The organism is Bacillus sp. P4_D3, from assembly GCF_056401855.1.
On record NZ_JBFUIN010001322.1, the window covers coordinates 1 to 551 of the forward strand.

Below are 551 nucleotides of genomic sequence, written 5' to 3' on the forward strand. Positions count from 1 at the left end.
ATTCCGTTTTTCTTAATTTTTCCTTTGTTATGGAATTATTGTCGATAGTAAATAATACTTGCATATTTCGACAAAAGTTCATATAATGAGTTCATAAGAACCTTTAAAAAGGTTTTAAAATAAATCTATCATTCTTGTTTTAAAAGAAAGGTAGATTTCACATATATCTATATAAAAGGAGAATGGATATAATATGTTGAAAAAACTTGTAGCAGTAATGACAGCATTCATGGTTATCTTTGGGGCTAGTAGCTTTATGTTCGTAAATCACGCGGAAGCGAAAAGTTACAAATCTGGTAAAAAATCATATACACCAAGTTCTGGTCAAAATTCAAAAGTTGATTTAAACAAAAAAGATTCTAATGTAAATTCACAAAAAACGACAACAGATTCAAAAACAAAAGCAACAAACACAGCACCAAAAAGTAATAAAGGTGGCTTTATGAAAGGTTTATTACTAGGTGGTCTTGGTGGTTTACTAATGGGTAGCTTATTTGCAAATATGGGAGCTCTTGGTTCTGTATTAGCGTTTATGGTAAATATGTTAGTAA

General features: G+C 29.6%; 1 protein-coding gene. It reads left to right on the top strand.

What is annotated here, in order from left to right:
- Positions 1-193: 193 nt before the first annotated feature.
- Positions 194-551, top strand: a 358-nt coding sequence (locus AC1DTM_RS31105; RefSeq protein WP_477001776.1) for a hypothetical protein, incomplete at its 3' end; no start/stop codon positions are given.